The 23,811-nt window shown below is 35.2% G+C and carries 19 protein-coding genes; 14 read left to right on the top strand and 5 right to left on the bottom strand.

Going from position 1 to position 23,811, the window contains the following annotated elements:
• Nucleotides 1–8 precede the first annotated feature (8 nt).
• The 5 genes from GJV77_RS07090 to GJV77_RS07105 all read left to right on the top strand — a co-directional run bounded on the left by GJV77_RS07090 (nt 9) and on the right by GJV77_RS07105 (nt 8,779).
• Complete coding sequence (locus tag GJV77_RS07090) at nt 9–3,176, top strand: UvrD-helicase domain-containing protein (RefSeq protein WP_155035675.1); 3,168 nt, start codon at nt 9–11, stop codon at nt 3,174–3,176.
• Between the two features lie 42 nt (nt 3,177–3,218).
• Nucleotides 3,219–4,415: a glycine C-acetyltransferase gene (gene kbl, locus GJV77_RS07095; protein WP_155035676.1), complete on the top strand. Its 1,197-nt coding sequence runs from the start codon at nt 3,219–3,221 to the stop codon at nt 4,413–4,415.
• Nucleotides 4,416–4,521: 106 nt separating this feature from the next.
• Nucleotides 4,522–5,538 (top strand): thrombospondin type 3 repeat-containing protein, encoded by a 1,017-nt coding sequence (locus GJV77_RS07100; protein ID WP_394349953.1) that lies wholly within the window; start codon nt 4,522–4,524, stop codon nt 5,536–5,538.
• Nucleotides 5,436–5,951 carry an OmpA family protein gene (locus tag GJV77_RS15070; RefSeq protein WP_394349954.1) on the top strand — a complete coding sequence of 172 codons (516 nt, stop codon included), beginning with the start codon at nt 5,436–5,438 and terminating at the stop codon, nt 5,949–5,951. The genes GJV77_RS07100 and GJV77_RS15070 overlap by 103 nt, the downstream gene beginning before the upstream one ends.
• A gap of 65 nt (nt 5,952–6,016) precedes the next feature.
• Nucleotides 6,017–8,779, top strand: a complete 2,763-nt coding sequence (locus tag GJV77_RS07105; RefSeq protein ID WP_155035677.1) for a PD-(D/E)XK nuclease family protein — start codon at nt 6,017–6,019, stop codon at nt 8,777–8,779.
• Between the two features lie 32 nt (nt 8,780–8,811).
• Here the strand turns inward: GJV77_RS07105 and GJV77_RS07110 are convergent, their stop codons facing one another.
• On the bottom strand, nt 8,812–9,603 hold the full coding sequence (locus tag GJV77_RS07110; protein WP_155035678.1) for an alpha/beta fold hydrolase: 792 nt from the start codon (nt 9,601–9,603) through the stop codon (nt 8,812–8,814).
• 432 nt (nt 9,604–10,035) lie between these two features.
• Here GJV77_RS07110 and GJV77_RS07115 point away from each other — a divergent pair, with 432 nt between their 5' ends.
• The 5 genes from GJV77_RS07115 (at nt 10,036) to GJV77_RS07135 (ending at nt 15,451) form a co-directional block, all read left to right on the top strand.
• Nucleotides 10,036–10,863: a succinate dehydrogenase cytochrome b subunit gene (locus GJV77_RS07115; protein ID WP_155035679.1), complete on the top strand. Its 828-nt coding sequence runs from the start codon at nt 10,036–10,038 to the stop codon at nt 10,861–10,863.
• 17 nt (nt 10,864–10,880) lie between these two features.
• Nucleotides 10,881–12,881, top strand: coding sequence for a fumarate reductase/succinate dehydrogenase flavoprotein subunit (locus GJV77_RS07120; protein ID WP_155035680.1), 2,001 nt, complete (start codon nt 10,881–10,883; stop codon nt 12,879–12,881).
• 51 nt (nt 12,882–12,932) lie between these two features.
• Entirely contained in the window at nt 12,933–13,676 is a 744-nt protein-coding gene (locus GJV77_RS07125) for a succinate dehydrogenase/fumarate reductase iron-sulfur subunit (protein WP_155035681.1), read from the top strand.
• Between the two features lie 100 nt (nt 13,677–13,776).
• Complete coding sequence (locus GJV77_RS07130) at nt 13,777–14,607, top strand: ion transporter (RefSeq protein ID WP_155035682.1); 831 nt, start codon at nt 13,777–13,779, stop codon at nt 14,605–14,607.
• Between the two features lie 76 nt (nt 14,608–14,683).
• Nucleotides 14,684–15,451, top strand: coding sequence for a nitrilase-related carbon-nitrogen hydrolase (locus tag GJV77_RS07135; RefSeq protein WP_155035683.1), 768 nt, complete (start codon nt 14,684–14,686; stop codon nt 15,449–15,451).
• A gap of 510 nt (nt 15,452–15,961) precedes the next feature.
• Here GJV77_RS07135 and GJV77_RS07140 read toward each other — a convergent pair.
• A complete protein-coding gene (locus GJV77_RS07140) occupies nt 15,962–17,572 on the bottom strand; it encodes an Ig-like domain-containing protein (RefSeq protein WP_155035684.1) in 1,611 nt (536 codons plus the stop codon).
• A gap of 58 nt (nt 17,573–17,630) precedes the next feature.
• Nucleotides 17,631–18,329, bottom strand: coding sequence for a ComF family protein (locus GJV77_RS07145; protein WP_326377184.1), 699 nt, complete (start codon nt 18,327–18,329; stop codon nt 17,631–17,633).
• Between the two features lie 93 nt (nt 18,330–18,422).
• On the opposite strand from GJV77_RS07145, the gene GJV77_RS07150 reads away from it, so the two are divergent.
• From GJV77_RS07150 to GJV77_RS07165, 4 genes are all read left to right on the top strand, one after another.
• Nucleotides 18,423–18,614, top strand: coding sequence for a hypothetical protein (locus GJV77_RS07150; RefSeq protein WP_155035685.1), 192 nt, complete (start codon nt 18,423–18,425; stop codon nt 18,612–18,614).
• A 5-nt stretch (nt 18,615–18,619) separates the two neighbouring features.
• Entirely contained in the window at nt 18,620–19,006 is a 387-nt protein-coding gene (locus GJV77_RS07155; protein ID WP_155035686.1) for a YchJ family protein, read from the top strand.
• A 72-nt stretch (nt 19,007–19,078) separates the two neighbouring features.
• On the top strand, nt 19,079–20,479 hold the full coding sequence (gene aspA, locus GJV77_RS07160; protein WP_155035687.1) for an aspartate ammonia-lyase: 1,401 nt from the start codon (nt 19,079–19,081) through the stop codon (nt 20,477–20,479).
• A 141-nt stretch (nt 20,480–20,620) separates the two neighbouring features.
• On the top strand, nt 20,621–21,250 hold the full coding sequence (locus tag GJV77_RS07165; protein ID WP_155035688.1) for an NAD(P)H-binding protein: 630 nt from the start codon (nt 20,621–20,623) through the stop codon (nt 21,248–21,250).
• A gap of 33 nt (nt 21,251–21,283) precedes the next feature.
• On the opposite strand, the gene GJV77_RS07170 is transcribed toward GJV77_RS07165, so the two are convergent.
• Both GJV77_RS07170 and GJV77_RS07175 read right to left on the bottom strand, forming a co-directional pair.
• Nucleotides 21,284–21,859 (bottom strand): YceI family protein, encoded by a 576-nt coding sequence (locus GJV77_RS07170; RefSeq protein ID WP_155035689.1) that lies wholly within the window; start codon nt 21,857–21,859, stop codon nt 21,284–21,286.
• Between the two features lie 185 nt (nt 21,860–22,044).
• Nucleotides 22,045–23,589, bottom strand: coding sequence for a glycine--tRNA ligase (locus tag GJV77_RS07175; RefSeq protein WP_155035690.1), 1,545 nt, complete (start codon nt 23,587–23,589; stop codon nt 22,045–22,047).
• Between the last annotated feature and the right edge of the window lie 222 nt (nt 23,590–23,811).

Below are 23,811 nucleotides of genomic sequence, written 5' to 3' on the forward strand. Positions count from 1 at the left end.
CAATCTCAATGTCTGGAAATACCTCTTTTTCAATATATAACGCTTCGGCTGGGGCGGGAAAGACTCATACGCTAGTAAAAGAATATCTCAAAATCTTATTGAAGGCTAATCATGTAGATGCATATAAAAAGATTTTAGCGATTACTTTTACCAATAAGGCAGTGGCAGAAATGAAGAATCGTGTTGTAGCTTGTTTGGATGCTTTTTCTAAAGATGAGGTGCCGGCAAAGTATCGCGTGATGCTTAATCAGATCTTGGAAGAAACTGAACTAAGTGAAACTTTTGTAAAAGAGCGTTCGGCACGTATTATCAAAAGTATCATTCACAATTTTGCGGCTTTTGATATTTCGACAATTGACCGATTTACGCATAAAGTGATTCGTTCTTTTGCCTTTGATTTAGGCTTGCCGATGACCTTTGAGGTGTCGTTAGATGCCGATGAGTTATTGCAGGAATCAGTAGATGCTGTGATAGCAAAAGCGGGAACAGATAAGGAATTGACAGATTTACTTATCGATTTTTCACTCGATAAGGCAGATGACGATAAAAGTTGGGATGTGACCCGTGAATTAAAAGACGTAGGTGGATTGTTGCTAAATGAGAATAACCGCGAGGAGATTAGACTTTTTGCTAATAATACGATTGCAGATTTTGTTCAAGTTAGAGATTATTTGCGCAAGGTCATTAAGGAGGTGGAAGTTGAGACTAAGGCGTTAGGTCTGCAGATGATGGAGTTGGTTGAAAATAAGGGAATGGAGAAGAAGTCTTTTTCTGGGCAACACTTTATAAAGCATATCGGTTATCTCATTGACGATGTTTTAAAGCCCACTCATAAGCGCTATTATGAGTTTGAGGATATTAAAATAAATAAAACGGCAAAGGATAGGGATCTTATAGAGGGATATATTCCAGACTTTTTAATGTTTCTGAAGCAGGTATATGCTCTATATGCTAAGCGAGCATTTTGTAAAGCTTTTTTACAAAACTTGACTCCTTTGTCCTTGTTGAATACGTTAAGTCTTGAGATGGATCAAATCCAAGAAGAAAAGAATATACTGTCTATTTCTCAGTTTAATGCTATAATTCATGATGAAATACAAGGACAACCAGCCCCGTTTATTTATGAACGACTTGGGGAGCGTTATTCCCACTTTTTTATTGATGAATTTCAGGATACTTCTGAAATGCAGTGGAAGAATTTAATTCCGTTGATTGATAATGCGCTAGCAGGTGAAGATAATGCAGGGGTAAGAGGGAGCCTAATGATTGTAGGTGATCCTAAACAGTCAATATATCGCTGGAGGGGAGGAAAAGCAGAACAGTTTATAGCTTTGAGTAAAGAGGATAATCCATTCTCTAATCCAAGTAAAGAGACTATAGTACTGGATACAAATTACCGCAGCTACGAAGAGGTAATACAGTTTAATAATGGTTTATTTAAAGGAATAGCGGCAAATTTTAGCGATCTAGACTATAGAGAATTATATGAAAAAAACAGTTACCAAAAACCCAATAGTAAAAAGGGAGGCTATGTGGAACTGCAATTTTTAGAAGGCGATAGTACCAATAATGAAGTTGAAGAAGAGATAGATTTAAAAGAACAATATGCTAAAGCCACGTTGGAGACTATACAGCAAGTATTAGCTCAGGGGTTTGAGAAAAAGGACATTGTAATACTAATTCGCAAGCGTGACTATGGAGTGATTTTGGCTAACTATCTAACAGAACACGATATTGATATTTTATCATCGGATTCGTTGTTGATTGATAATGCTAGTGAAGTACGATTAATCATAAATGTATTAAAATATCTGAGAAATGATAAAGATAAGGAAGCGAAAACACTGTTGCTTTATTATGTAGCTAATCGCAATAAATTAGGGGAAGGAATACATGACTTTATTGCTGAAGGTTTAGGCATTGAAGAAGAGGGAGTTTTTGAAACTTGGTTGAGAGCAAATCAAGTACCGATCTCTTTTCAAGTATGTCGTGCTAAGTCACTATACGATGCTGTGGAGTCAATTGTCTATGCTTTTATGCCATCGATGAGTGCAAATTCATATGTGTTGTATTTCTTAGATTTAATTTTAGAGAAGAGTTTAAAGAGTCAGTTTGGAATTAGTGATTTCTTAGATTATTGGAGTTTGAATTACATGAAGTTTAGTATTCCAACACCAGAAGGGAAAGATGCTGTTCAGATTATGACTGTACATAAATCGAAAGGATTGGAGTTTCCAGTGGTAATATTTCCATTTGCAGATGAAAATTATTCGCGTGCGAAGCGGGATAAGCTTTGGGTAGATGTAGAATCTGGCTTAGAAGGAGAAGTGGTTTTTCCTAAGGCTTTAGTGGATTCTAAAAAAGACGTAGTTGAATTTGGTGAGAAAGCACAAGTACTCTATGAGCAAAAAGAACAGGAGATCTTATTGGACAATATTAATGTACTGTATGTAGCCTTAACTAGGGCGGAAGAGCAACTCTATATCATTAGTAAAAAACAAATCAATGCTAAAGGAGAGTTTGGAAATACAATGGCAAGATACTTTTTGGATTATCTTGTTCAGGAAGGTATGTATAACGATAATCAGTTTACTTTTTCCTTTGGAGAAAAAAAGCGCTTATCAACAGCAGATGATAAGGAAGGAGATATAGCTAATCGATTAATAGTACCTGTGAAGAGTGCTATTAATTTTGATGCGACGATTAAGATTGCACAGCGAGAAGCATTAATGTGGGATTCGAATAATCAAAAGGCAATTGAGTATGGTAATGTAGTTCATAAGATTATGTCCTTTGTCGAGCATAAAAACGATGTAGAGAAAGTGCTAAATATGGCGTTAGAGCAAGGGTTAATTCAAGAGCTACAGCGTGAGGAGTTTCGAACAATTATCACTAGGATAGTCAATCACCCTGATCTGAATGATTTCTTTGCTGAAGAGAATACTGTATTTAATGAACGGGCAATTCTCAGTACCGCTAGAAAGAATATAATTCCCGATAGAGTAGTGGTGCAAGGTAGGCAAGCGATGGTTTTGGATTATAAAACGGGGAAAGAAGAAGAGAAGTACAAAGAGCAAGTACAGCAATATGCACAAGCTTTAGAGGAGATGGGGTATGATGTAGTTAAAAAAGTACTCTTGTATACGGGAGAAGATTTAAATATGATACATTTGTAGAATAGAATTAACAAGAAAAACAACACAAAATATAATAATCGTATGTACGGAAAAATTCAAGAATACTTACAAAGTGAATTAGCTTCAATAGAAGAGAATGGTTTATTCAAGAAAGAGCGTATTATCACTTCTCCACAAGGAGCAGAGATAACAGTGTCAACAGGTGATAAAGTTTTAAATTTTTGTGCAAATAATTACTTAGGGTTGTCATCACATCCAGAAGTAATACAAGCAGCTAAGGACACACTAGATACTCATGGGTTTGGAATGTCATCAGTACGTTTTATTTGTGGTACTCAAGATATTCACAAGGAACTTGAAGCGACAATTGCAGATTTTTACGGAACAGAAGATACAATTCTTTATGCTGCAGCTTTTGATGCGAATGGAGGGGTGTTTGAACCGTTATTAGGAGCAGAAGATGCTATTATTTCAGATAGTTTGAATCACGCATCAATTATTGATGGTGTTCGTCTGTGTAAAGCAGCGCGATACCGCTATGAGAATAACAATATGGAAGCTTTAGAAGCAGAGTTGATCAAAGCTAATGAAGCAGGTCATCGTTTCAAGATTATCGTTACAGATGGAGTATTCTCAATGGATGGATTAGTAGCGCCATTAGATAAAATATGTGACTTGGCAGATAAATATGATGCATTAGTAATGGTCGATGAGTGCCACGCGGCTGGATTTATCGGAGCGACTGGAAAAGGAACATTAGAAGCTAAAAACGCAATGGGACGTGTAGATATCATCACAGGAACACTTGGAAAGGCACTAGGTGGAGCGATGGGAGGATATACGACAGGTAAAAAAGAGATTATTGAGTTATTAAGACAGCGCTCTCGTCCATATTTATTCTCCAATTCATTAGCGCCAATGATTGTGGGAGCGTCATTGAAAGTGTTTGAACTACTTAAAAAAGACACGAAATTGAGAGATCAATTAGAGTGGAATACAAACTACTTTAAAGATGGGATGAAAAAAGCAGGATTTGACATTATTGATGGGGATTCAGCAATTGTTCCGGTAATGTTATATGATGCAAAGTTGTCACAAGATATGGCAAATAAATTATTGGATAACGGAATTTATGTTACAGGTTTCTTTTATCCAGTGGTTCCTCAAGGTAAAGCAAGAATACGCGTACAACTTTCAGCAGCCCATACACAAGAGCATTTAGATAAAGCGATAGCGGCATTTACACTGGTAGGAAAGGAGTTAAAGGTAATTGAATAGTGAATAAAAATGTCATCAAAGGGAAGGATAGTTTATTTTTTTTTGAAAAATTCAATATATAGTCTTACTTTTGGTACTTATTACGATAAAAGTAAAATAAAAAGTTATGAAACATTTCAACAAATTGATTGCAGCTGCTGTACTTTGTGCAGGTATTTCTGCTCAAGCTCAAGATGCTGATCACCCATGGTCGGTAACTGTAGGAGCTAATGCAGTAAATACTAAAGTAAGTGCTGCTAAAGGATTCTCTCACAGAATGGGAGGATATTTTAACACATCTGATTATAATATCTTACCATCAGTATCTTACTTAAATGTATCTAGATACTTAGGAGATGGGTTTTCATTTGGAGTAGTTGGTTCTGTAAACAAAATCGACACATTTATTAAAAGCGAAGCAGAAGGATATGCTAAATACAATCCTGGTGATTTAAGCTACTACGGTATCGATGCTGAGATCAAATATAGCTTCAAAGAATTACTTAAATCAAAAGTTGTAGATCCATTCTTATTAGTAGGTGGAGGTTATACTTTTATGGGAGATGCTAGTGCAGGTACTGTAAATGGAGGTTTAGGATTAAACTTCTGGTTTACACCAAACATTGCATTAACTCTTCAATCTACGTATAAACATTCATTTGATGATACTAGATTGCCAAACGTTGATGTGGCTTCTCACATGCAACACTTTGCAGGTATTCGTTTCCAATTTGGAGGAAAAGATACAGACGGAGATGGAATCTTAGATAAATATGATGAGTGTCCAGAAGTACCAGGTTTAGCTGAATTCAACGGATGTCCTGATACAGACGGAGATGGTATTCCTGATCATTTAGACGAGTGTCCAGATGTACCTGGATTAGCTGAGTTCAACGGATGTCCTGATACAGACGGAGACGGAATTCCTGATCATAAAGACGAGTGTCCAGAAGTACCTGGATTAGCTGAGTTCAACGGATGTCCTGATACAGACGGAGACGGTGTGCCAGATCATCAAGACGAGTGTCCAGAAGTACCTNTGTGCCAGATCATCAAGACGAGTGTCCAGAAGTACCTGGTCCAAAAGAAAATAAAGGTTGTCCATGGCCAGATAGAGATGGTGATGGTGTGCCAGATCATTTAGATCAATGTCCAGATGTAGCTGGTCCAGCTTCAAACAACGGATGTCCGGAAATAAAAGAAGAGCAAGTTAAACAACTTAATGAGTATGGAAAAACTATCTTGTTCAATACAGGTAAGTATACTTTCCAAAAATCTTCTTACGAAGTTCTTGACAACATCGTTAAAATTGTAAAAGAGTATCCAACAGCTAAGTTCCACATCGCTGGATATACTGATGCTACTGGATCTGACAGAATTAACGTACCATTATCTGACAATAGAGCTAACGCAGTAAAAGCGTATTTAATTGAAAAAGGTGTAGATGCTTCTCGCTTAACTTCAAAAGGATACGGATCTGCTGACCCAATCGCTTCTAACAAAACAGTTAAAGGACGTGAGTTAAACAGACGTGTTGAAATCCAATTAAAAAAATAATTGTAAATCACATATAAGAAAAGCGCTTCGAGTTTCGGAGCGCTTTTTTTTATATCTTTATTTTTATGAATTCAGCTACATTTTTAAACAGACTAAGTGCTCAGATTAAACAGGATTTTCCATTAGATATGAATAATTTAGTGGTCGTATTACCTAATAAAAGAGCTAAGATTTTTTTGCTTGAATCATTGAAAAAGCAATATGTAAATACAGTTTTTGCTCCTGAAATTATTAGTGTTGAAGAATTAATTCAAGATATTTCAGATATACGCACGATAGATTCTGTAGAGTTGGTCTTTGAGTTTTTTGCTGTTTATAAAGAACAACATCCGCAAGATGCACAGGAGTTTGATTACTTTGCGAATTGGGCTAATATGTTATTGCAAGACTTTAATGAAATAGATCGTTATTTACTTAAGCCTGATCATGTTTTTTCTTATTTGAAAGATATTGAGGATATTAAACATTGGTCGTTGGATCCAGAGAAGAGAACAGAGTTAATAGAAAAGTATTTGGAATTTTGGCGTGTGATGCCGTCTTATTACGAGGCTTTGTATAATCGCTTGCTGAAAAAACGAGTGGGGTATCAAGGATTGGTTTATCGTGAGGCAGTGGGCAGAAAAGAAGAATTCATAAAATCTACTGAGAAGGTTTATTACTTTGCCGGTTTTAATGCATTGAATGCTGCAGAAGAGGTTATATTTCAGTTTTTCTTAGAAGAAGGAAGGGCTAAAGTTTTTTGGGATTTTGACAAGCGATTCTTAGAGGATCCTTATCACGATGCAGGACTTTTTTTGAGAAAAATAAAGTCTTCATGGCGTTATTATCAAACACATCCATTTGAGTGGATTGTCGATGAGTTTGGGCAGGAGAAGAATATTACGGTCATTCAAACACCCAAAAGTGTAGGGCAGGCAAAGATAGCAGGGCAAATAATTGAGGGTATAATAAAGGAGCAAGGAAGAAAGAAGTTAGATCGAGTCGCTGTAGTATTAGGAGAAGAAAATTTATTATTGCCTGTTTTGCACGGACTACCTGATGAGGTAGAGAGTTTGAATATTACCATGGGGTATAGTGGGAGTAGTAACCCAGTTCAAATCTTATTGAATAAGGTGTTTAAAATGCATCTTTCAGCAATTCGACGTCATGAGAAACGCTATACGATCTATTATAAAGAAATGCTTGATGTTTTGAGTCACCCAGTGATAACGTCAATTATAGATGGAGAAAGTATCGTTAAGGAGATTAATAGTCGCAACTTGACTTTTTTTAGTTTGGATCGTTTTCAAGATTGGATAAACGATGCTAATTACCCACTGCGTTCGTTGGTATTTGGGACATGGAGAACATTAAGTTCAGTGCAGATTTTAGAGCGACTGATTGAAATTGTGTTGGCAATTAAGGTGAGTTTGAATGATGATGAAAAAAGTGAGCGTCTAACGAAGACCTTTTTGTACGCAGCATATCAAATGTTGATGCGACTGGTTTCTTATTGTGAAAAGTACACATATGTTCAGAATTACGAAACCCTTTATGCATTGTATAAGCAAATTATGGATATGGCTGAAGTGTCTTTTGAAGGGGAGCCATTGCAAGGGCTTCAGGTAATGGGGGTGCTAGAGAGTAGGGTGTTGGATTTTGATACGGTAATTGTTACTTCGGTCAATGAAGGGAAATTTCCTGCTGGTAAATCTCAGAATTCATTTATACCATTTGATGTGAAGTATGAATTGGGATTGCCAACATATAAAGAAAAAGATGCTATTTATAGTTATCACTTTTATCATTTACTTCAGCGAGCGAAAAATGTTTACCTTTTGTATAACTCTCAGTCAGAAGGTATGGATGCAGGTGAAAAGAGTCGATTCTTAACTCAATTAGAAATAGAGAAGTGTAAGCAACACAATTTGAATATGGTTACTTATTCTGCTGATTTACCAGAGAAAGCTTATCAACCGATAGATATTCCTAAATCAAATTTATTGCAAAATCGTTTGCAAGAAATTGCTATGGGAAAAGGTTTTTCCCCTTCTGCTTTGTCTAATTTTTTAAGAAACCCCATTCAGTTCTATATGCAGAGAGTGTTAGGTGTACATGAGTTGGAAGAAGTGGAAGAGAGTGTAGCGCTGAATACTTTAGGGACTATTATACATAATTCTTTAGAGAATTTGTATAAGCCATATAAGGGAGAGATGTTGTCTGTAGAAATTGTGAAACGTATACAGGTTTTAGCTGATGCAGAAGTTGAGAAACAGTTCGAGCTTGAGTATAGTGATGAAAAGGAAAAGAAAGGAAAAAACTTACTTGCTTTCGAGGTAGCTAAGCGGAATGTTTTTCACTTTTTAAATCAAGAGTTAACTAGTTTAGAGCGTGGTGATGAGATCTTGTTATTGGAGCTAGAGACTAAGCTTGAAGTCGCTATAGTAGATGACCGATTACCTTACCCTGTTAATTTGTTTGGATATGTGGATCGTATTGAAAAGCGAAATGGAATAGTACGTGTTATCGACTATAAGAGTGGAAAAGTACAGCAAGCTAATTTGCGTTTGTCAGATTGGGAGGGCTTTACTTTAGACTTAAAGAATGAGAAGATTATTCAATTACTTAGCTATGCTTTGATGTATGGAAAAGGTGGGATTACTGAGCCTTTTGAAGCAGGGATTTATTCGTTCAAAAACAGAAAAGAAGGTTTCTTGTTTTTTGGATTAAAGGAAGGCAAAGAATATGATGAAAAAATATCTCAGGAAACCCTTAATCGATTTAAGCATGAGTTGATCGAGTTGTTGCTGGAAATCTTATCACCAGAAAAACACTTCAAGGAGGAATAGTATAAATAGAGAGCTCTAAGTGATTTAATCACTTAGAGCTCTCTATTTATAAATTGACTGAGTTTTTCTTGAAGTAGTAGTTTATTGTCGATGTGAAGCATGTGTCCGCCATCGAGTATTTCGTAAGTAGTGGTTGTTCCTTCTGTCTGAACTAAGGCTTCTTCTAGTTTGAGTAAAGAATCATATCTACCAAAGATTAGGTTAATGGGATAGGGGGCGAAGTGTAAAAGTATTTCTCTGTCCGTCCTTACTTTCATCCCTTCTAAAGCAGCTATAACTCCTTGGGCTGAAGTTGTTAGTGCAGTTGAAGTAGCTAGTTCAATTTCGCGGTAATAAGTTAGCCTATCTTCCTCAGTGAACATATTTGCCATAGCTAACTTTATATAGGTAAGACAGTTTTTCTTAACCAAGTTAACTGATCGCTCTCTAATGAGTTTTCGTTCTGTGCTATCGGATTGTGTAGAAGAAGCAATGAGAATAATTCTATTCACTAAATCAGGATATAGTTCTCCAAATGCTAAGGCTACATAACCTCCCATACTATGTCCTATGAGTGTGATTTGTTCTATTTCATTTTCTAGTATAATGGCGTGAATAGCATCGGCCATATCTTCCATGGTGTGTATATACCCTAGACATTCTGTGCTTCCATGTCCTAATAGATCCACTGCAATTGTATGGTGTGAAGTTGAAAAATGTAGGGCATAATCATTCCACATGGTTGCATTAGCTAAAAAGCCATGTAGAAAAAGAATTGTTTCCCCATGTCCTTTTTCATAATAGGAAAGACTTATATTTTTGTAATTTATTGTTTTGTGGGACATTGTTCATTACTTTGAAAATGCAAAAGTACTAAGACTTGTGTGAAAATTGAAATATCTTTGAATGACCTAGATTAAATGAGGATATATTCATGTGTTTAAGGTTGTTTTGGGCTAAATTGCTTAGGATAATTTGTATTATAAACAACGATAAGCTGTTAGGATATTTGGAGGTGATTTTTTTTGAATTCATAATTTAGAGAAGACTAACTTTATGAGTGTTATAGATACGACTAATCTAACTCTAATTTAACTGTTTTGCGTAAAAAATTATTTTATATCTTAAAAAAGTTTTAGTTTACTTATAAAATTGTTCGTTATGTTGTGATTTTATTTGTTTAAACCGAGTATAAATAACTGAATGTGCATTGTAGATAACGTTAATAAGGTGTATTTTTGAGAGATTTTTTCAAGAAAAACAATTAAAATTACATTATGGCAAAATCTGCACTTCTAAAGTCATCCTTAGCTAAGAAATATTGGATGGCTCTTACAGGTTTATTTTTATGCTTGTTTTTGGTTGGTCACTTGGCGGGAAACCTTCAATTGATTTTTGGTGATGCATCTGCATTCAATGAGTATGCATTATTCATGACAACTAATCCAGCAGTAAAAGTATTATCTTATGTTACTTACATTTCAATCCTTTTTCACGCGATTGATGGTATCTTATTAACAATCCAAAACAAGAAAGCACGTCCAGTAGGATATGCAAAGAACAATGCTGCTGCTAATAGCTCATTTTCATCTAGAAATATGGCTGTGTTAGGGACTCTATTGTTAGTGTTTATTGTTACTCACATGGCAAACTTCTGGGCAAAGATGCATTTCTCTGAAATGCCTCTTCAAACGGTAGAGGTTAACATTAAAGATCAAGAGGCTCCTGTAGTAGTTTACAAAACTGTTCAAGGTCAACCAATAGATCCAAGAGCTGTAGAGATGGGACAACTTGAGTTAAAAGGGACACAATTTTTCCAAGCAGGAACTGATTTGAAAGTAGCTGATGGATACAAAGACTTGCACAAGATTACTGTTGCGTTTTTCCAAAATGAAAAAACAGGACTTATTGCTACAATCGCTTATGTGATAGCGATGATAGTGTTAGGATTCCACTTATCACATGGTTTTGGTAGTGCATTCCAATCATTAGGAGTAAACAATCCAAGATATAAAGGAGTTTTGAATGGTGTTAGCTTCTTAATTGCATATGTTGTACCTGCATTATTTGCTATTATTCCATTATACATTCATTTTATTAAATAGTCCTAAAGAAATTGATCATGAAATTAGATTCTAAAATACCTAATGGACCAATTGATAAAAAATGGTCTGATTATAAAAACCATATTAAATTAGTTAACCCTGCGAACAAGCGTAACATCGATGTTATCGTTGTAGGAACAGGATTAGCGGGTGGTTCTGCTGCTGCTACATTAGCTGAGTTAGGATATAACGTAAAAGCTTTTTGTTATCAAGATTCTCCTCGTCGTGCGCACTCTATTGCTGCTCAAGGGGGGATCAACGCTTCTAAGAACTACCAAGGAGATGGTGACTCAGTTTACAGATTATTCTATGATACTGTAAAGGGAGGAGATTACCGTGCTCGTGAAGCAAACGTTTACCGTTTAGCTGAAGTTTCTGAAAATATTATTGACCAATGTGTTGCTCAAGGTGTACCGTTTGCACGTGAGTACGGAGGTCTTTTAGATAACCGTTCTTTTGGAGGGGTACAAGTATCTCGTACTTTCTATGCTAAAGGGCAGACTGGACAACAGTTACTATTAGGAGCATACTCTGCTATGAACCGTCAAATCGGTCGTGGTAAAATCCAAATGTACAACCGTCATGAGATGTTAGACATCGTGAAAGTTGATGGTAAAGCAAGAGGTATTATTGCTCGTAACTTAATTAACGGAGAGATTGAACGTCATTCTGCACATGCTGTTGTGATTTGTACAGGTGGTTACGGAAACGTATTTTTCTTATCTACAAATGCAATGGGATCTAACGTTACTGCTGCTTGGAAAGCGCATAAACGTGGAGCATTCTTTGCGAACCCTTGTTATACACAGATTCACCCAACTTGTATTCCTGTAACTGGTGACCACCAATCAAAACTTACTTTGATGTCTGAGTCATTACGTAACGATGGACGTATTTGGGTTCCTGCTAAAATGGAGGACGCTGTAGCTATTAGAGAAGGTAGACTTAAACCAACTCAAATTGCTGAAGAAGATAGAGATTACTACTTAGAAAGAAGATATCCATCATTCGGTAACTTAGTACCTCGTGACGTTGCGTCTCGTGCTGCTAAAGAAAGATGTGATGCTGGATATGGAGTTAATGCTACAGGTGAAGCTGTATACTTAGACTTTGCTTCCGCTATTGAGCGTTATGGTAAAGAACAAGCTCGTATTCATCACTTAGATGAAAACGATGCGAAGTTAGTTTACAAATTAGGTAGAGACGTAGTTGAGAATAAGTATGGTAACTTATTCCAAATGTATGAGAAGATCGTTGATGAGGATCCATATACAACTCCAATGATGATTTATCCTGCAGTTCACTATACAATGGGTGGATTATGGGTAGATTACAACTTAATGTCTACTATCGAAGGATGTTACATATTAGGAGAGGCTAACTTCTCTGACCACGGTGCTAACCGTCTAGGAGCTTCTGCACTGATGCAAGGTTTAGCTGATGGTTACTTCGTATTACCATACACAATTGGTGATTACTTAGCAAATGATATTCGTACTGGAAAAATCCCAACAGATTTACCAGAGTTCGATGAAGCTGAGAAAAATGTTCGTGGTATTATCGACCATTTATTAAGCAATAAAGGAACTCATTCAGTTGATTATTTCCATAAAAAGCTTGGAAAAATCATGTGGGATAAAGTAGGTATGGCTCGTAATGCTAAAGGATTAACTGAAGCTATGGCTGAGATTGCTCAGTTGAGAGATGAGTTTTATAAAGACGTGAAAGTATCTGGTACTGCGGAAAGCTTTAATCAAGAGTTAGAGAAAGCATTAAGAGTAGCTGATTACTTAGAATTAGGTGAATTATTCGCTAAAGATGCTTTACACCGTGAAGAATCATGTGGAGGTCACTTCCGTGAGGAGCATCAAACTGAGGATGGAGAGGCAAAACGTGATGACGAAAACTTCGCATACGTAGCTGCTTGGGAATACAAAGGAAAACCAAGTGATGCAGTACTTCACAAAGAAGACTTAGTTTATGAAAACATTAAATTGGTAACTCGTAGTTATAAATAATATTGAGGCTTAGGTCTTCGGGCCTTACCTTATTGTAAAAATTCGATACAAATGAATCTTACACTTAAAATATGGCGTCAAAATAACGCTAAAGAGCAAGGGAAAATGGTTGATTATAAAATCAATAATATTTCTCCTGATATGTCTTTCTTAGAAATGCTTGATGTATTAAACAATGAGTTAATCGAGAAAGGTGATGATCCTGTAGCTTTCGACCATGACTGTCGTGAAGGTATTTGTGGTATGTGTTCTTTATTCATTAATGGTGAAGCTCACGGACCAGATAGAGGAATTACTACTTGTCAGTTACACATGAGAAAGTTCAAAGATGGTGATACTATCTATATTGAACCATTCAGAGCTAAGGCTTTCCCTGTAATTAAAGACTTAGTAGTAGATCGTACTGCTTTTGATAAAATTCAACATGCGGGTGGATTTATATCTGTGAACACTTCAGGTAATACACAAGATGCAAATGCTATTCCTATTCCTAAACACGATGCTGACCGTGCATTTGACGCAGCAACTTGTATTGGATGTGGTGCTTGTGTAGCTACATGTAAAAATTCATCAGCAATGTTATTCGTTTCTGCTAAAGTTTCTCAGTTTGCTTTATTGCCACAAGGTAAAGTTGAAGCTGCTGACCGTGTTTTAAATATGGTTAATGAAATGGATGCTTTAGGATTTGGTAACTGTACTAATACTGGAGCTTGTGAGGTAGAATGTCCTAAAGGAATTTCTTTAGAAAACATCGCTCGTATGAATAGAGAGTATTTAAAAGCTAGCTTGAAATAAGCATTTTATAAAATCAAGAAAAAGCGGATATAAACATATCCGCTTTTTTTATATCCTGTTTTTATCCTTTTCTTACTTTTGTAATCAAATGATTTACACAATGGAGAAAATCGGTCTTAAAAAGCAGGTATACGAATTATTAAATAATGATTCAACTACTATAGGAAGTAAGATTGTACAAGGATCAATTATTTTACTTATTATTTTAAATGCTATTTCCTTAATTTTTGAGTCTATCCCTGAGATAAGAATGGAATATATTGATTGGTTTGTTAGCTTCAATTTATTCTCTATTTTTTTCTTTACATTAGAATATTTGTTGCGCATGTGGACGATAACTTGTAATCCACGTTATTCTAAGGCGTTTTCCGGACGTTTGCGCTATGGTTTAACTTCTCTACAGTTAATAGATTTATTAGCCATTTTACCTTTTTATTTAGCGTTTATTCACTTTGATCTTCGCATTCTTCGTCTGATGCGTATTTTCCGTTTATTGCGTGTGTTTAGAATAACAAAATATGTTTCTGCTTTGGCAATCGTGGTCAATGTGCTAAAGAGAAAATCGAGTGAATTAGCCATTGCTGCTTTTCTATTAGTGTTCCTTTTGTTTATTGCTTCTACAGCTATTTATTATGCTGAGAATTCTGCTCAGCCAGAGGCTTTCTCTAGTATACCGAGTTCAATGTGGTGGTCGGTAATCACCATTTGTACTGTAGGGTATGGTGATATCTATCCAATTACTTTAATGGGTAAGATTATTGGTGGGATATTAGCTGTAATTGGTATTGGATTTTTCGCTTTGCCAACGGGGATTATTTCTTCAGGCTTTTCAGAGGTATTAGATGAGCGTAAAGAAGAAAGGAAGGCTTTAGAACTTTCTCAATTACATCATTCAACTAAGTGCCCTTGTTGTGGTCGTGAAAAGGAGTAGTCTGTTGTACTACTTCAAATATATTTTTATTTAAATTATTGTACATTTAAACATTAATCTTTTATCTCGTAGTGTTATGAATATAGCCTTAATTCAAGCTCCAATGCAATGGGAGGATATCGCTGTTAACTTCTCTTTTTTTGAAAGAGAAATTCTTTCTCTCAAGGTTGGTACTGATTTGGTTATTTTGCCAGAGATGTTTTTATCTGGTTTTACCATGCAACCTAAACAAGTCGCTATCTCAATGGATCATGATTATATCGTTTGCTTAAAAAGAATAGCGCATGATAGAGACCTAGCTATTGTAGGAAGTCTTGTTATTGAAGAAGAAGGTCGTTTTTATAACCGATTACTATTTATAGAGCCTACAGGTAAGGTTCATAAATATAATAAATGTCATTTATTTTCTTTAGCAGGAGAGGAGAAGGTATACACTAAAGGCGATCAGCGAATTATTATCGAATACAAAGGCTGGAGGATTTGTCCTTTAATTTGTTATGATTTACGTTTCCCCGTATTTGCTAGGAATAAGGGTGAAGTATATGACTTACTAATCTATGTCGCTAGTTGGCCTGATCAACGTATTTACGCGTGGGATAGTTTATTAAAAGCGCGTGCTATTGAAAATATGTCGTATACTATCGGTGTGAATCGATCAGGAACAGATGAAAACGATAATGAGTATTCTGGACACACTCAGGTTATTGATTATTTAGGGAAGTCGAATGTAGAACCCCTGCTAGGACAAATGATTTCTTATGTGACATTAGATTTGGTCAAACAGCAAAAAGCACGACTGCGCTTCAACTTTTTAGGTGATGCTGATGATTTCAAACTTATATAAACTTATCCAATAAAATTCACGTGATACCTATGGTTATCAGCAACGAATATAGTTGCAGGAGACTAACATTGTTTTTGCTTGTTCTATTAATAGGTATTCTATTGTTTAATCTTCTTTTGCTTACAGAAGGCTTAAAATAAGCAGCATTTGTTGCCAAGTTACTGCTATAAGTGCAGTATTCCTGCAGTATACTACCCCAGAAGTAGCTTCTTGGCAAGGAAAGTGCACTTATACTGCAAGTATAGGTCAAGGAAGTACTTCTAAAGGAGGTAAATAAGCAAATAATCTATCCAGTGTCACTTTATCTGATATAACAGATTAGAATAAGCTAACTAGGCAAGAATAGAAACCCTACAAAAAGTCCGTCACGTAAATTGAAAATGGGCTTCAAAAAGAGGGTGTACAGAAGCGGACAAATAATCTTTATTTGTCAAGTAACAAATCTTTTAAGGGTACAAAAGTTCGTTTTTACTCCCTAAAAATAGGACAGGGAGTAATAGGTATGATTATTTATTTTTCAAAGTTAATGTCTTGTTGAATATCCCAGTTTGCACGTACGTCAATTAGTTCTGGGAAGTAGATTACCTCTTCAGGCTGTGTTTTCTCCCAATAATATCCACTATCCCATTTTTTATTTTTATTATCGTCATAAATGATTCGAACATAATATTTACGTGGTGATAGTAACAGAAAATTAAAGTCACTCTCTTGTTCACTATATTGAGAAGCGATAACATTTTCTTTTTCATCAACAATTTCTACAATAATAGGATATCTCTTAATACCTGTAAACTTTAAAAATAGGTTGCCATAATCGCTATATGGGGCCGTTTTTACTTCGTAATTGAGTGTATCATTGGTTTTGCCAAAAAAGTCTGTTAATGCATTAGGCATTAAGTTTATGTAGTAGTTCGCGTTCTCTTCTTTATTAAATTTAAGAAGAATACGTTGTTCTAATTTTTTGTGATCAACCTCATAGGGAATAGCTACTGAATCTTTATTTAAGACAGTAATTAGTGTTTGATTTATCTTTTCAATTGGCGTAGTTGTATTAATAGTAAAATCATTAACGTAATGCAAGATGCTATTAGTTGCTGAAATAGATAATGAATCAATAGCATCTATTTTTACTCGAGGCTTTACGGTATAAGTTTTGTTGTAATCTTCTTTTTTAACATTGATATATAGTGAGTCCGCTTTAACTTCAGGGAACCAAACTTGAAGAGAGTCTTTCTGGGCTAAAGCAGTATATGTACTTCTTATTAGACTGTCATTTTTGGCTACGGTTACTATCGCATCTTCAACATCTCCAAAGAAAGGTAAGTACCATTTGTTTTTAGATACCTGTGAGGGTCTACTTGTTTCTAGTTTTTCGTTTGACTTAAATAGCACTATTTTGTGCACTTGATCAGAAGGGATAGTAATAGGGTCTTTGATAAATCCTATTTTATCTTGTTTTGGGTCAAAAAGATAATTGTTGTTTTTGTCCTTTAGAGCAATAATATAGTATGATCCCTCTTTAATATTCTCTACTGTAAAATCAGTTAAGCTATCAAGAGTATTAGTGATGTATAGCGGTTTTTCTTTATATACGGTAGAATCATTAAAGGTTTTTGCGTCGTATAACATGATGTTTACGAAGTTGTCTGCTTTAATTTGGTTAATACTTGAAATGCTTCCTTTTATTTTAAGAGAATCGATATAATCGCCTGTGGAAAAGATATATTTAAACTGTTTAAGTACATTGCCCTCATTATTGTCAATAATTGCATCACCGAAATTAAAACTATAAGTTGTATTTTCTTTTAAGGTATCACGAAGGCGAATCGTAATTCTTTTTTTAGCACTTCCCATTGGACTCACTTCAGGTGTGTTCTCTAAAGGAGGAGAAATGATAAGGTTTTGATTTAGTTTATTTACTTTGATAAATTCATCAAAGTCTATATAGATAATATTTTCTTTAAAATTAGTCGTAAAGTTTGCAGGTGTACTTCTCAAAACAACAGGAGGGATAGTATCTTGTGGTCCCCCAGTTATATATCCTCGTTTGGCACAATTAGATAAACTAAGAGCACTTAAAACAAGAAAACAAAAGATAAAATATATGCGGAATTTTGACATAGCATGATTTTAAAAAGCAAATTAACGATTATATTTTTTAGTTAGAAAGTATCTGAACTTAAAAACTTTCAGTAGTCATAGCAAGACATAGTATAGTTACTTTCGAATTAGGTAATTTTAATAGCTCTTTTGCGCATTGTTCTAAGGTATTTCCTGTTGTAAGAATATCGTCAATAAGTAAAAAATGTTGGCTTTTGGTTGTAGCTTTTGGATTCAAAACAAACTGAGGTTTGGTAGTTTTCTTTAATCTGTCAAAAAGTTTTTTATTTGCTTGAGCTTTTGTTTTCTTTGTTTTAATGAGTAGATTTTCTTCAATAGGAATACCGTACACTTCATGAATGGCTTGAGCAAAACCACTCACTTGATTGTAACCTCTTTTTCTTTGTTTTGATGGGTGAAGGGGTACCATAATAATCGAATCAATTCGGTGTAATAGAGAGGTCTGTTTTAATTGCTCTGCATAGATCATACCTAAATAATAGCTAATCTCAGGGTGGTTTTTATATTTTAAGTTGTGTAAGATATTTTGAACACCTGTTCTTTTTTTAAAGAAGAGTAGGCAACTTGCATGTTCTATGTTTATTCGACCATAAAATTTCTGAGAGGCTAGATTATCTTGATGTAAGTGTTGGTTTGTAAAGGACAATTTAGATCGACAGGTTGTACATAGTATTTCTTCATTTTGAAGTAATAAAGTATTGCAGGCCATGCACATTTTGGGAAATAGCAAATTAATTAAGTCACTTAATAAGGTCATCTTGCTGATTATTAGTTTATATTAAAAATAGTGAACTATATTTTTAAAAAATGAGTTTTAAGGGAATATCTTTGCCTTTAAAGAGAATCATTGATGAAAGAAAAACTAAAGAAAGAGATTATTGTTTTAATGGAGATTTCCAAAAAGCATAATCCTGTAGATTTGAATAAAAAAATAGAAGACTTAAAGGAGCGTATAAATAAATACATCGATACAGTCGAAATTGATGAAGATTTAGTGACGTATGCTAAGTATTTGAAAATTTTGGATAGCATAAAAAAGTAACAGTTATGGAGCAAGAGCAAGCGTGTTATTGTGGCAGTGGATTGATGTATAGAGAATGTTGTTCTCGTTTTTTAGTGGATAGGCTACAGCCGAATACGGCAGAAGAACTTATGCGTTCGCGTTACACTGCTTATGTATTAGCAAATGCTAAGTATATAATTGATACTACTCATCCGAAAACGCGTCATTTTCACAGTAAAAATGCAGTACTTCGTTGGTCGAAAGATAATAATTGGCAGGAATTACAGGTAGTTACAAGTGGAGAAAACAGCGTGGTTTTTAAAGCTATATTTATTGACAAGGACGGCAATCGTCAAGAGCATATTGAAAACTCGTTATTCGAGAAAATGGCAGGGAAGTGGTATTATGTTTCGGGAACATTCTTAGATTAATTCAAGTAATATTTACTACATAATCTGGATTTAACTTTGTACATTAGTATTTAATTCAAAAACGATACGACTATGAGTTTAACCAGAACAGAAAGTGATTTACTAGGTGAATTACAGGTTCCGCAACACGCTTATTATGGTGTACAGACACAGAGAGCAATTAATAACTTTAAAATCTCTACCAGTAAGCTATCTGATTATCCTGAGTTTGTAAAAGGGTTAGCTATCGTAAAATGGGCGGCAGCTAAAACGAATTTCGAATTAAATGTCTTAGATGAGAAGATATATCAGGTAATAGCTGATGCATGTCAAGAAATATTAGATGGGAAGATGCATCAAGAATTTCCTGTGGATATGATACAAGGAGGTGCTGGAACTTCAGTAAATATGAATGCTAATGAAGTTATAGCTAATCGCGCATTAGAATTGTTAGGATTTGAAAAAGGTGATTATGCTCACTGTTCCCCTAATGACCATGTGAATTTATCTCAATCTACTAATGATGCTTATCCTACTTCATTGAAGGTTGCTGTATTTGAAATGAACAAGACAGTAGTGGAAAAGCTTTCTTTATTGGTTCAAGGTTTTGAACAAAAAGCGAAAGAGTTTGAAAACGTGATTAAGATGGGGCGCACGCAACTTCAAGATGCTGTACCGATGACTTTAGGGCAAGAATTTGGGGGATTCGCATTTACTTTAAAGAAAGAAATTGAAGCATTGAATTATGCTAGTCAAGCCTTTCTTGAAATAAATATGGGGGCTACGGCTATTGGTACAGGACTTAATGCTGTACCAGGCTATGCAGAGTTATGTGCTAAAAACTTAGGAGGCCTAATGCAACAGCCTGTATCTTCTGCTGAAAACTTAGTTGAAGCGACATCGGATACAAGTGGCTTTGTAGCGTATTCGGGTGTATTGAAAAAGCTTGCTATTAAACTATCAAAGATTTGTAATGATTTACGTTTACTATCTTCAGGCCCACGTACTGGGTTAAATGAGATTCAATTGCCTGCTATGCAGCCAGGATCATCTATTATGCCTGGAAAAGTGAACCCTGTGATCCCTGAGGTCGTGAATCAAGTTTGCTTTAAAGTAATTGGAAACGATATGACAATAACGATGGCTGCAGAGGCTGCTCAATTACAGTTAAACGTAATGGAGCCTGTTTTGGCACATACTATCATGGAATCCATGATTTGGATAGAGAATGCGATGCAAACATTAGTAGAAAAATGTGTTATTGGCATTAAGGCTAACGTAGAGCACAATAAAGAGCTGGTCATGGGTAGCATTGGGATTGTTACTGCATTGAATCCATATATTGGATACAAAGCGAGCACAAAAATCGCTAAAGAAGCTTTAGAAACAGGAAGAGGTGTGTATGAACTAGTATTAGAGCACAACTTATTAACAAAGGAGAAATTAGATGAAATACTTGATCCTAAACATATGTTAGCCCCACATTTAATATAGCATTAATCGATAATAGTTTATAAGTCTCCTTCTTTAGGGAGACTTTTTTGCTTAAATTAATGTAACTTTTTTGTTTTTTATTGTCTTAACTATAGAGTGGCTTACTAATTGTAGTCTTTTTTGTTATTTAACCAATTTGTTATGAAAGCATTAATTATAGGTGCGACAGGTGCAGTGGGAAAAGTGCTTGTTCGTCAATTGTTATGTGATGATTATTTTACGGAAATAGTTGTATTTATTCGCTCAGAATGGGATTTAAACCATCCTAAGTTGATTGCTCATATCGTTGATTTTGACGCTATAGAAACATGGAAGCACTTAATTCATGGTGATGTTGTATTTAGTTGTTTAGGTACAACTTTAAAGCAGGCGGGGAGTAAATTAAAACAGAAGCATATTGATCACGACTATGTAGTTCAGTTTGCACAATATGCTAAAAGTCATCAGGTGAGTAACTTTATCTTACTCTCCTCTAGGGGGGCATCGGAAAGGAGTAAGTTTTTTTATAGTCAATTAAAAGGAAAGATAGAACATGCAATTTTAAGCTTGCGTTTTTCTAATACTGTGATAGTCCGCCCGAGTTTAATGATTCGACCAGGGACTGATAGAATGGGAGAAGTGATTTCAGCGAAGATATTGCGCTTTTTTAATAGGGTAGGGCTTTTTAGAGGATATAAGCCAATTGATGTATTTCAAGTGGCAAGTCGTATGAGAATTGCTTCTAAAAATGATTATTGTCGTCGATTGATCATTGAAAATGCAGAAATATAAAAAAAGCTTATCTCAACAGAGATAAGCTTTTTTCTATTTTACCTTGCTAAACTCTAAGTTTACATTGATTTTAACGTCTTTACCAATACCAGAAGCTGTTGGGTCGTATGCTAGGCCAAAATCAAAACGATTAATTGATGTTTTTGCTTGAAATCCTATTTTTGTATTTCCTTGACCATCATCTTTTAAGAGTCCACCGTACGTTAATTCAAAAGTTACGGGTTTAGTAATTTCTCTAATTGTCAAAAGACCTTCCAATTTGTATTTATCTTTTCCAAATTTCTTTATAGAAGTACTTTTAAAAGTCATTGTCGGATGATTCTCAACAGCGAAGAAATCATCAGTTTTAAGGTGATTATCTCGCATTTCGATTGACGTATTTACACTTTTAGTTTCTACGGTGAAGTTGAAGTTTCCTTTTGTTATATCTTCAGGTGTTCCATTAAAAGAACCATTAAACTGATCGAATCTACCATCGACGAATGAGATTCCTAAGTGTTTTACTGAGAAATTTAAAAATGAGTGATAAGTATCTACATTCCATTTTTCTTGGGCAAATGAAGTTGCTGATAATAAGCTAGCTACAAGTAATACAATTATTTTTTTCATGATATAGATTTTATAGTTTTCTTATTTGTTACAAATGTAGTAACTCTATATTATAGAATTGCTTAACCTACATTAAGAACTACTTTTAGAACCTTATCTTTCTTAGCTATAGTCAAATTGTTTAAAGACATAAAAAAAGCTGCCCAATAAAGGAGGGCAGCTTTTTCTATGGTGTATTTCAAAGATTATTTCATTTTCTTTAACCAGTTTTTCATAGATACTTCGTTTTCTATAATATTTCTAAGATCCGCGATAGCTACACGATCCTGTTTCATCGTGTCACGGTGACGGATAGTAACTGTTTTATCTTCTAACGACTGGTGATCAACGGTAATACAAAATGGTGTGCCTAATGCGTCTGCACGACGGTAACGACGACCTACTGCATCTTTTTCATCATAAGCCACGTTGAAGTCCCATTTTAGCTCTTCGATTATATCTTGCGCCAATTCTGGAAGACCGTCTTTTTTCACTAAAGGTAAAATTGTAGCTTTTGTAGGAGCTAATACAGAAGGTAATCTCAATACAGTACGAGTACTGCCGTCTTCTAATGTTTCTTCTACTAGTGATTTAGAAAATACAGAAAGGAACATACGATCTAGTCCAACTGAAGTCTCAACTACGTAAGGTACATAAGAAGTATTAGTTTCGTTGTCAAAGAACTGAAGCTTCTTACCTGAGAATTTTTCATGTGCCTTAAGGTCAAAGTCAGTACGAGAGTGAATACCTTCTAACTCTTTGAAACCGAAAGGGAAGTTAAATTCGATATCAGCAGCAGCATTAGCATAGTGTGCTAATTTTTCATGGTCGTGGAAACGATAGTTTTCAGGACCCATGCCTAGAGATAAATGCCATTTAAGACGTGTTTCTTTCCAGTATTCATAGTACTTCATTTCTTCTCCTGGTTTTACGAAGAATTGCATTTCCATTTGTTCAAACTCACGCATACGGAAGATAAACTGACGAGCTACAATTTCGTTACGGAAAGCTTTACCTGTCTGAGCGATACCAAAAGGAATCTTCATACGTCCTGTTTTTTGTACATTTAGGAAGTTTACGAAGATACCTTGTGCTGTTTCAGGACGTAAGTATAAGTCCATAGCAGAGTCAGCAGACGCTCCTAATTTCGTTCCAAACATTAAGTTGAATTGACGTACTTCAGTCCAGTTTTTAGATCCTGTATCTGGGTCTGCAATTTCAAGCTCTTCAATTAAGGCTTTAACATCTGCTAGGTCTCCATTATCAAGACCACGAGCCATGCGCTCAAGGATTTCCTGTTTTCTAGTTAAGTAGCCCACTACACGTGGGTTAGTAGCTACAAATTGATTTTCATCAAAGGCTTCTCCAAAGCGCTTTTTCGCTTTCTCAATTTCCTTTTGTGCTTTTTGGTATAATTTTTCACAGTAATCTTCGATTAGAACGTCTGCTCTGTATCTTTTTTTACTGTCTTTGTTGTCAATTAAAGGGTCATTAAACGCATCTACGTGTCCGGAAGCCTTCCAAGTGGTAGGATGCATAAAAATAGAGGCATCAATTCCTACAATATTTTCGTGCATTTGTACCATAGATTTCCACCAGTACTCGCGAATGTTTTTCTTTAACTCCACACCGTTTTGAGCGTAGTCATATACTGCGCTTAAACCATCGTATATTTCACTTGAAGGGAATATATATCCATACTCCTTAGCATGCGAAACAACGTTCTTAAAAATATCTTCTTGTTTTGCCATAGTACAAAAGTAATAAAAGACTTTAAGATTAGAAACTTCACTACAAGCTATTTGTCGTTAATAATCTTAAACGTATTAGTTTATTATATTGATTTGTTTAATTTTTATCTTGATTATAGCTTATACCCATCCTCTCTTTTTTGAAATTTATGATGAGTGTTAAGAATTGGTTTATTTCACCTGGTGTACCTAAGATGAATCTGTTCCACTGTAGAAGAGGAA

Origin of the sequence: Myroides pelagicus (assembly GCF_009711055.1) — a bacterium.
GTDB classification, from domain to species: domain Bacteria; phylum Bacteroidota; class Bacteroidia; order Flavobacteriales; family Flavobacteriaceae; genus Flavobacterium; species Flavobacterium pelagicum.

What these genes read in the sequence shown, in the direction of transcription:
- GJV77_RS07090 (WP_155035675.1), top strand. Translation starts at nt 9, where the DNA reads ATGTCTGGAAATACCTCTTTTTCAATATATAACGCTTCGGCTGGGGCG.
- kbl (WP_155035676.1), top strand. Translation starts at nt 3,219, where the DNA reads ATGTACGGAAAAATTCAAGAATACTTACAAAGTGAATTAGCTTCAATA.
- GJV77_RS07105 (WP_155035677.1), top strand. Translation starts at nt 6,017, where the DNA reads ATGAATTCAGCTACATTTTTAAACAGACTAAGTGCTCAGATTAAACAG.
- GJV77_RS07110 (WP_155035678.1), bottom strand. Translation starts at nt 9,603, where the DNA reads ATGTCCCACAAAACAATAAATTACAAAAATATAAGTCTTTCCTATTAT.
- GJV77_RS07115 (WP_155035679.1), top strand. Translation starts at nt 10,036, where the DNA reads ATGGCAAAATCTGCACTTCTAAAGTCATCCTTAGCTAAGAAATATTGG.
- GJV77_RS07120 (WP_155035680.1), top strand. Translation starts at nt 10,881, where the DNA reads ATGAAATTAGATTCTAAAATACCTAATGGACCAATTGATAAAAAATGG.
- GJV77_RS07125 (WP_155035681.1), top strand. Translation starts at nt 12,933, where the DNA reads ATGAATCTTACACTTAAAATATGGCGTCAAAATAACGCTAAAGAGCAA.
- GJV77_RS07130 (WP_155035682.1), top strand. Translation starts at nt 13,777, where the DNA reads ATGGAGAAAATCGGTCTTAAAAAGCAGGTATACGAATTATTAAATAAT.
- GJV77_RS07135 (WP_155035683.1), top strand. Translation starts at nt 14,684, where the DNA reads ATGAATATAGCCTTAATTCAAGCTCCAATGCAATGGGAGGATATCGCT.
- GJV77_RS07140 (WP_155035684.1), bottom strand. Translation starts at nt 17,572, where the DNA reads ATGTCAAAATTCCGCATATATTTTATCTTTTGTTTTCTTGTTTTAAGT.
- GJV77_RS07145 (WP_326377184.1), bottom strand. Translation starts at nt 18,329, where the DNA reads ATGACCTTATTAAGTGACTTAATTAATTTGCTATTTCCCAAAATGTGC.
- GJV77_RS07150 (WP_155035685.1), top strand. Translation starts at nt 18,423, where the DNA reads ATGAAAGAAAAACTAAAGAAAGAGATTATTGTTTTAATGGAGATTTCC.
- GJV77_RS07155 (WP_155035686.1), top strand. Translation starts at nt 18,620, where the DNA reads ATGGAGCAAGAGCAAGCGTGTTATTGTGGCAGTGGATTGATGTATAGA.
- aspA (WP_155035687.1), top strand. Translation starts at nt 19,079, where the DNA reads ATGAGTTTAACCAGAACAGAAAGTGATTTACTAGGTGAATTACAGGTT.
- GJV77_RS07165 (WP_155035688.1), top strand. Translation starts at nt 20,621, where the DNA reads ATGAAAGCATTAATTATAGGTGCGACAGGTGCAGTGGGAAAAGTGCTT.
- GJV77_RS07170 (WP_155035689.1), bottom strand. Translation starts at nt 21,859, where the DNA reads ATGAAAAAAATAATTGTATTACTTGTAGCTAGCTTATTATCAGCAACT.
- GJV77_RS07175 (WP_155035690.1), bottom strand. Translation starts at nt 23,589, where the DNA reads ATGGCAAAACAAGAAGATATTTTTAAGAACGTTGTTTCGCATGCTAAG.